Origin of the sequence: Sediminicola arcticus, assembly GCF_040566695.1 — a bacterium.
Lineage (GTDB): Bacteria > Bacteroidota > Bacteroidia > Flavobacteriales > Flavobacteriaceae > Sediminicola > Sediminicola arcticus.
In genome coordinates, this window is sequence record NZ_JBEXAE010000015.1 from 1 (window position 1) to 8,629 (window position 8,629).

The window sequence follows — 8,629 nt, forward strand, 5'->3', positions numbered from 1 at the left end:
ATGGCATCATAATTAATAATAAATATCTTTAAACTGTCTTACAGATGGGGAGTAGCATAGTTTGGTGTTTTTTATAATTAATAAACTATGTATTCGAGAGATTGGCTAAAACGATGTAGTGAGGATGGTCTAAACTTTCAATGGTTAGTATTACATCTAGCTAAACGCTTATATTGGGCTAAATATGTATAAAAAGGCCAAAATAAGTCTAAGGCCCTGCATGATTTGATACAAATGCAAAAGATAAAATTGTAAGGCTTTTTCTACTATTTATATAAATATTAAGCGACTATATTCATTACTGGATTGTAAAGGAGTACTTAATATATTATACTTTCAAAACTGTTTTGGCTAACTTTATTATATGAGATTGGGATATAGGAAGTTGTGAGGAAAGTGAGAAATTGTTTCTCATAGAAGATCTTCAAAGGTTATATAGAACGTAAAAACCCGTTTAAAACATACAGATGCTTTAAAGGGGTTTTAATTTTTTATGCTTGTAATTTATAGTGAACTAAAATAGTTTAGGAGCTGTACGACTTCTTCCTCAGTTTTTAGTTTTAATTCGTTGGTCTTTATAAAGGATTTCAATTGATCATGCTTATCTAGGTTTTTTAAGAGGTCTTTTTCTTTTAATTGGATTTCTATGGCGGGTTTGTCATCTATTTTAAGGAAATATGCCTCCTTGTCTATAAATCTTGGAGGCTTGTCAGTTTGATAAGAAGAGGCAGCTTCTTGGGCGGCTAAAAGTTCTTTTTGCTTTCTAATGAGTAAACGAGCTTTTCCTTTATTTAATTCTATAAAATAAGCTCGTCTAACTGCATCGCTATTTACTGCATATTCTTCAATGAGATAATTTTGTTCACCTATTTTGGCACTGATATAATCTCTTTTGTAAAGACTGGTTGTTTCACCTTTTTCTTTCATTTCAATTTGGTCAAGAAAGGCATTAAAACGTAATTCTCGGTTAAAACTAGTTTCATTTATATAGACCGTTCCAAATTTCCAAGAATCATCAAAATAGGGAGATCCAATTACATTGGCAGGAATTGAATTTTTGCCGCTGGTATTATTCTGTAAATATTCTGTTGGCAAATCAATGTTCTGGGCATGACTAAATTGAAATAGGATAATAAATGTAAATAAACTCAAAAAACGCATTTTATAATAGTTTTAGGTTAATGATAATTTTCTATAAAAATACATCAAAAACTATTCCAATTATTAAATTCATTGGAATAGTTAGTTGATTTTGAATGAAAAAATTTCAGAAGTGGACGAATTAGTGTTAAAATCAGTAGTAATGACTCTCCAATAATAGGTGCTACTTGCTGCTACTGAAGCTTCTATTGTCTGTTCAGTTGTTGTGCCTAATACTGTTGTTGGAGATTCATTGGTGTCAAATAAAATCTTATAGTCAATGATATCATTATCAATATCACTTCCAATCCATTCCAAAGTTACATTAGCAACATTCGATAGATTGGCTCCCCTTTTAGGATTAACGGCTTCAGCCGGAAAGGGAGCATAATTTTCAATTCCAGGACCCTGGTTGTAAAATTTCCACGTAGTGCTGCTTGCGGTGATATTGGTGCCATTTGCCTTGGAAACAACAAACCACTCATAGGGTACTCCTCGTTCTAAAGTAATAAGAATTGAATTACTTGTAGAATTTGCCTTAGATGAATTGCTGTTATTTAAGTTTTTTAAATTAATCTCATAACTGTCGGTATTCTCTGAATTGTTCCATTGAAAATTAACAATACTTCGGGTGTCACTCTGAATATCTCCCTCAGTACACTCCTTGTTGTTTTCGGGAAATACCAATGTAGATTGTAACGGGGAGGCTACCGGTTCTGGAATATTGGGGGTTTCAACATTAGAATCACCTCCTGCACATGACAAAATTGTAAAACACAAAAGGAGATAAAGGTTTTTTAGTTTCTTCATTTTTTTATTATTTTATAGGTGTTTAGCACACTGCCTGATTTAATGTTAAGGATATAAACTCCCTTGGCAAGACCATCCACGTTTATTTGTAGTGCTCCATTTTCTGCAACTTGTTCTTTGCCGTACACCTTGTTTCCATTAATACTAAATAGGGCTACCTTAATATTTCCAGTATTAGTATTACCCAGTTGTATGTTCAAATTTCCATTGGCAATGGGGTTCGGATAAATAAGTAATTCGCTATTTAAAACAACAAGTTCCTCGAAACTGCCTTGACAGTTAAGATCCGTTGAGACGCTAATTTTATTTTCTATTTCCGTAAGTGGTAAAGTTATTTCACTTTGAATAGTGGTGTAAATATCTTTATTAACCCTTACAGTATATATTTTACCTCCAGAAAGCTTTAGTGTAATTTCTTTGCCCAAGGTATTTACTTTGGAAGATACAGAGAGGGCTACTGGCTCCGTTATCCTCACTTCAAAACAATTTTGATAGTCAGGTTGGTTTTCAATGGAGATACATACTGTATACGTGTCAGCAGTAAGATTCTCGAAGCTAGTAGCTGTCGCAAAACTTTGATTCGCAATTGTTGTTGTTGAGGCTGTAAGGGTAGCTATATAGTTATAAGAGGCTACTGCTGTAATTACAATAGTTCCATTGTTACTAGAAATACAAGACTCTGCAGTGGTCAGAACAGAAAAATTTGTCACTGGCAAGGAGAATATTTCACAACCGTTAACATCAATAACTGCATTTTCTGTGGTATCCGGACAGAGGTCAGATGCATTAGGAACTCCATCATTATCAGAATCATTATCACAAACATCACCAATACCGTCATTGTCTGTATCTAATTGGTCTGCATTTGCAATTAGAGGGCAATTATCATCAGCATCATTTATTCCATCGTTGTCGTCATCCGGATCACAAGCATCTCCAATACCGTCATTATCAGTATCCAATTGATTGGCATTACCAATTAAAGGACAATTGTCCACATTGTCATTAATACCATCGTTATCGTCATCTTCATCGTCTTGAAACCCTTCTATTACAAAATCATCAATAACCACTCCCTCTTGATTTACACCTGCATCGGCATGGAAAATAATTCTGAATATGATGTTGGATTCATTGGTGAGATTGGTATCGCCCTTTATGGCATTTTCAACAAAATTATACGCGTATTCCGTTAACTGTGTATTAGTGCCTGTCCATTGGGCACCCGGACAGTTTTGGCAATCATCTGCTTCTCCAGATTCTGCGTTGGTTCTGCTACTAGTATACCAATTGGGGCCACTATTACTATTCCCTAGTACATCCCATGTTTTTCCATCATCAATAGAATATTGAACATAAACTATGTCAAAATTGACCTCCAAGTCATAGGCCATTTTAAATTTGAGCACCGGAGCTAAGATGGATGAGAACTCATAGCATTTACTCAAGAGTACACCTTTGACATTATTCGGATGGTTTCCATCTAAATTTGTGGCGTATGCCTGATTCCCAGATCCAGCTATATTTAGCAAGGTTCCCGCAGGGACACCTTTTTCCCAAACACTGCCTTCGGCACCATCATTGTAGGTAATCAGAAAATCATCTTCAGTTTCAAAGGTGCTAACGGCATCGCCAACCCCAAAATTATTCACAAAGAAACTACGAGACATTTCATTGTTGTTAGAGAAAGCGTCATTTGCTATAGTTACATTAGCAGTTAAGGTATTTTTACCTATCCCTGTAGTGCTTAATGAAGGCAAAGGTATAACACCAGTCTCCCCAAAGTTTAATGTAATTGCATGGGTAAAATTTTGTGGAGGTGTACCATTTAGAGTGTAGGTTACTTGTACTTCATTTATAGTATTGACCCCTTTATTTTCTACTGTGATTGATGGCATTATTTCACCACAAAGGACACTATTTTCTTCGGGAACTAATGAGACAATTCTAATGTCATTAGAGGGAATTTCAGTTGGAATAGGCGATTGCCATATTCCCCTTCCGTAAGTTGCAGCCGTAATTATTTCATCATCCAAACTAATTTCAAGATCGCCCACCGCAGTATTTGGAAGGCCAGTGAAATAATCCTCCCATTCCGTTAGAGTGTCATCCAGTCTATACACTCCTAAACTGGTGCCAACATAGATAGGATTAGTGGAATTCCTTCCTTGATGGATAATGGCGAAGAATGCTTGATCTTTAGGTAAATTATAGGTAATGTCCTCTTCAATAGCATTATTGCCATTTACGGTTATTTTAAACACACCTCTTACGGCTTGTTGATTGGCTTGACTGATCCCAACTCTGTTGGAGGTAGTAGCGTATAAAATATTACTATTTGTACCGTTGATTGCAATGTCCGAAATGTTAGAATCAAACTTGTTCAAAGTGGAAAAAGTTACTCCACCGTCAATACTTTTGAACAAAAAGTCGCTCTCAGCTGCATAAATGATCATGGGATTATTCGGGTCTATCTCAATATCTTCAATATTTCCACTGCCTATAGGTCCTGAAATTTTTTGCCAGCTATTCCCTATTAGTTTATACACGGCATCATAGCCTGCGTAAACATCTCCATTTGAACTTATAGCCATTGGAGTTATCCAGTTGCCTTGAATACTATTTCCTTGACCGTCTCTTGGAGGGCCTACGAATCCAATAGACTGCCCTGAATCTGTTGAGATGTTTAATGATCCTCCAAATTGGGTGAAGCCATAGATTAAATTGGGATTATTTGGGTCTATTACATTATCCATTCCATCTCCGCCATGGTATGTATTCCAAGATCCATTGTTTAAGACGTGCCCTCCATTATCTTGCAGCCCTCCAATAATTTTAGAAGCATTTCCTTCAGCTACAGAAATTCTATAAAACTGACTGATAGAAATCCCATTGGTATAATCGCTGAATGAGGTGCCCCCGTTTTCTGAAACATAAATTCCTCCATCACTACCACAAAACAATTTTCCATTAAATATTTTTAAGGTATGGATATCTGCATGTGTATAGGCAGGATTATTTTGGAACCAAGAGTTCAATTTTTGAAAGGCATTACCACCGTTGTTGCTTTTCCAAAGGTTTAAGCAGCCTGTGTACAAAACATTTTCATCTGTAGGCGAAACCTCCAATGCCAAGTCGAACCAGGCCTGATTAGATTCCATGATATTGGTGGTATTTGCTCTTTTGGTAAATGTTTGCCCAGAATTGATGGATTTATAAATTCCTTGAAATGAAAAATCATTTGCACCTGTATTAGCACTCAATATATAAACCACATTTTCATTGGCAGGAGTTACTCCCAATACAAATCTACCTGAACTAGTAGGTAAATTATTGGTTATTGTAATGAATGTGGCGCCACCATCTGTGGATTTGAAAAATTCATTATTGGAAACAGCATAAATCGTATTGCTATTGTTTGGTTTTAGTTTGAAGTCTTTAATGTTTCCGGTTTTTGTTCTAACCCAATTAATACCTGCATCATTTGACTTGTATAATCCTTGATTGGTGCCAACCCAAACAATTTGAGAATTTGTTGGATCTATGGTGATCTCGTTCATTAACCAACCTATCGAAGTGTTGCTGGGGTTTAAACCGGTTGCGTTCCAAGTATTGCCCCCATCCAAGGACTTGAATACGCCTACACTATAAGAGTCTGCAGCATCATCATCTCCTGTTGCAATATATATAATATTAGAATTGTTAGGGTCTATGGCAATACCGGACACCCCTATTTGTGGGAAATCATCGAATAAATTAATCCAAGATGAACCAGCATTGATAGATTTCCAAATTCCTCCGGCTGGTGCTCCAACATACCAAGTATTGGGATTATTTGGATCTACAGCGACTGCATTAACTCGTCCCTGGCCTGGAAGTCTCCCAGAGTAGGCATTAGTACTGAACGGTCCTAATGAACTCCAATTGCTGATTGCGTTGCTTTTGGCTGTGCTATTGCTCTTATTCTTCCAAGTTTCCCAAAGCTCCGTGGATGTTGGAAGATTTCCTTGGGAATCGACAAAATTTTTCCAATAATTTTCCCAGCGCATGTAGGGTTTAAACCCTGATCCTTTTACATTGGGGTCCTTGTCTTTCCAGTACTCTTGAAAGGCTTCAGAAATCTCATTAATTGTATAAGATGATGGATTTGCTTTTGAGGTATTACTAGGATTTTTTTTAATATTTCCCATCCATGGTGCACTTTCATTAAATTGCCCATAGGAATTTATGCCCACGAATAGTAGAAGGAGCAGTAATTTTCTTAACATTTCAGCTTTTTTATGTAAAAATCAACAAAATATCTAATATTTTCAATTTTTATTGCTGTAAAATTAATATCCATGGTTTAACGGTTGTGAATTTCAATCTAGGAATTGCTAACTTTTTCATATTTCCTTAATAACAAAAAAATTACCTTTGCTCAATTAATTTTTTGGAATGAGATATTTAGTAGCACTTCTATTTATATGTAATTCAAGTTTGTTTTTTGCGCAGGACAAATCTAGTGTCAATGATTCTGTAAAAAAAATGCCTACAGTGACTAAAGAACAAAAATTTAAAACCTTTAGTAAGGACAAGATCAAAGAAGAAGAAAAAATAGGCATTAAAGACTACAAGATAATTTCATACGCTAGGGATACTACTTATCTAGATACTACAATTTCCATAGAAAAGGAATACAAGTACAATTTTTTGCGCAAGGACGACTTTGAACTTATGCCCTTTTCTAACATAGGGCAACCTTATAATAGCTTGGGGGTAACTATGAAACCAAACACGTTGTATCCTTCTATTGGCGCAAAAGCAAAACATTTCAATTATATGGAAGTACAGGACATCAACTATTATAGGGTGCCCACGCCTATGACGGAATTGATGTTCAAGACTACCTTGGAACAAGGTCAATTGTTAGATGCACTCCTAACCTTTAATATGAGCCCACGCCTAAATATTTCCTTAGCCTATAAAGGGTTTAGATCTTTGGGGAAGTATCAATTTGAGGAGGCCGAATCAGGCAACTTTAGATCCACCGCTACCTATGAAACCAAAAGTGGCAGGTATAGGCTTAGGGCTCATATTGCAGCCCAAGATATTCTCGCTGAGGAAAATGGAGGGCTTTCCAATAAGGAAGTGCAATTTGAATCTGGTGTTGATCGATTTAAAGATCGATCAAGGTTAGACGTCAATTTTACCAATGCTAACAATAAAGTTTTAGGGAAAAGATACTTTTTTGATCATCAATATGATGTGTTCAAAAAGGTGGGTGACACTTCAAAAACCAAATCAAACTACCTGACGCTTGGACATGAGTTTAATTATGAGACCAAATATTACCAGTTTAGTCAAGGAACTCAAGATGCATTTTTTGGTGATGCTTTTGTGAGTGAAATAACAGATAAAGCAAATCTGAAGACTATGTACAATCAAGGGTATGTGGAGTTGGGCAATAGAACTTTGGGTATCTTAAAAGGGAATGTGGCTCTTTACAATTACAATTACTTTTTTGATAGTAGACTGATTACAGCCACAGGGGAGGAGATTGCGAACCAATTAAAGGGGGAGCAGATTACCGTTGGTGCCAATTATGAGAAAACGATAGGTGGATTTAATTTGAATGGGGGTATAGATTATGGAGTTTCTGGGGAGTTAACAGGTAGCATTATAAACGCAGCTGCCAGCTATCAACTTAAATCTGGAGTTAAGGCTACTTTTGCTATAAACTCTTCTAGTAAAATGCCTAATTTCAACTACCTGCTATATCAGAGTGATTATGTGAACTACAATTGGCAGAACAATCAGGCGTTTGACAAGGAGCGTGTTAATGGTTTGCTATTGGGGTTAGATTCTAAACTATTGGGTAGTCTATCTGCAGCATATAATAGTATTGACAATTACACGTATTTTACATCAATCGCCTCTCAGGAACAGGTAGATGCAGGGCAGGAAAATGCCGCGGTACGGCCCTTTCAGGAAGGCAATAGTGTGGGTTATTTAAAAGTGAAGTATAGTAAGGAGTTTAAGTTGGGGAACTTTGCTTTGAACAATACGCTGATGTACCAACAGGTTGATCAGACAAACAATGTACTCAATGTGCCTCAATTGGTGACCAGGAACACCTTGTATTTTTCAAAAGATGTATTTGATAGGGCCATGCACCTTCAAACTGGAGTTACCTTTAAGTATTTTACCGCGTATAATATGGACGCTTATAATCCCTTATTGGGAGAGTTCTATATTCAGAATCGTGAAGAACTTGGAGGGTATCCTATGTTAGATTTTTTTATAAATGCTAAAGTAAAACAGACTAGGATCTTTTTAAAGGCAGAACATTTTAATTCTTCCTTCTCTGGCTTCAACTTCTATTCGGCCCCAAACTATCCGTATAGGGATTTTGTGATCCGTTTTGGTCTAGTTTGGAATTTCTTCTCCTAAATTATATAGGGGCTTCTACCAGGAAAGGGTAGAATCAGGCTTTCGCTACTCGCTTTTACAATCTTTTTAGCGAGAAGGAATGGTCCAATCTGCCGAATTTTGTCAAAATGGCCAACCAATAGTGGTTTAGGCAAAGAGCTCAGGCAAGGAGCTCAATCCTTGCCCCAAGAAAAATATCAATTTATTTCCACACGTAAATCCTTGTATTATAAGCTATTCGGGAATGGCAAAAGAAAAGATTAAAAAA

General features: G+C 36.3%; 4 protein-coding genes. 1 reads left to right on the forward strand and 3 read right to left on the reverse strand.

Translation table 11 applies throughout. The annotated features are described in order from the left end of the window. Positions 1-504: 504 nt before the first annotated feature. From ABXZ36_RS15690 to ABXZ36_RS15700, 3 genes are all read right to left on the reverse strand, one after another. Positions 505-1,152, reverse strand: a complete 648-nt coding sequence (locus tag ABXZ36_RS15690; protein ID WP_354616632.1) for a hypothetical protein — start codon at positions 1,150-1,152, stop codon at positions 505-507. Between the two features lie 90 nt (positions 1,153-1,242). After that, on the reverse strand, positions 1,243-1,950 hold the full coding sequence (locus tag ABXZ36_RS15695; protein WP_354616633.1) for a hypothetical protein: 708 nt from the start codon (positions 1,948-1,950) through the stop codon (positions 1,243-1,245). Beyond that, the gene (locus ABXZ36_RS15700; RefSeq protein WP_354616634.1) at positions 1,947-6,218 is read right to left on the reverse strand and encodes a thrombospondin type 3 repeat-containing protein; all 4,272 of its coding nucleotides are present in this window, start codon (positions 6,216-6,218) and stop codon (positions 1,947-1,949) included. The genes ABXZ36_RS15695 and ABXZ36_RS15700 overlap by 4 nt, the downstream gene beginning before the upstream one ends. Positions 6,219-6,387: 169 nt before the next feature. Between ABXZ36_RS15700 and ABXZ36_RS15705 the strand changes: the two genes are divergently transcribed. After that, positions 6,388-8,382, forward strand: a complete 1,995-nt coding sequence (locus ABXZ36_RS15705; protein ID WP_354616635.1) for a putative porin — start codon at positions 6,388-6,390, stop codon at positions 8,380-8,382. Positions 8,383-8,629 lie beyond the last annotated feature (247 nt).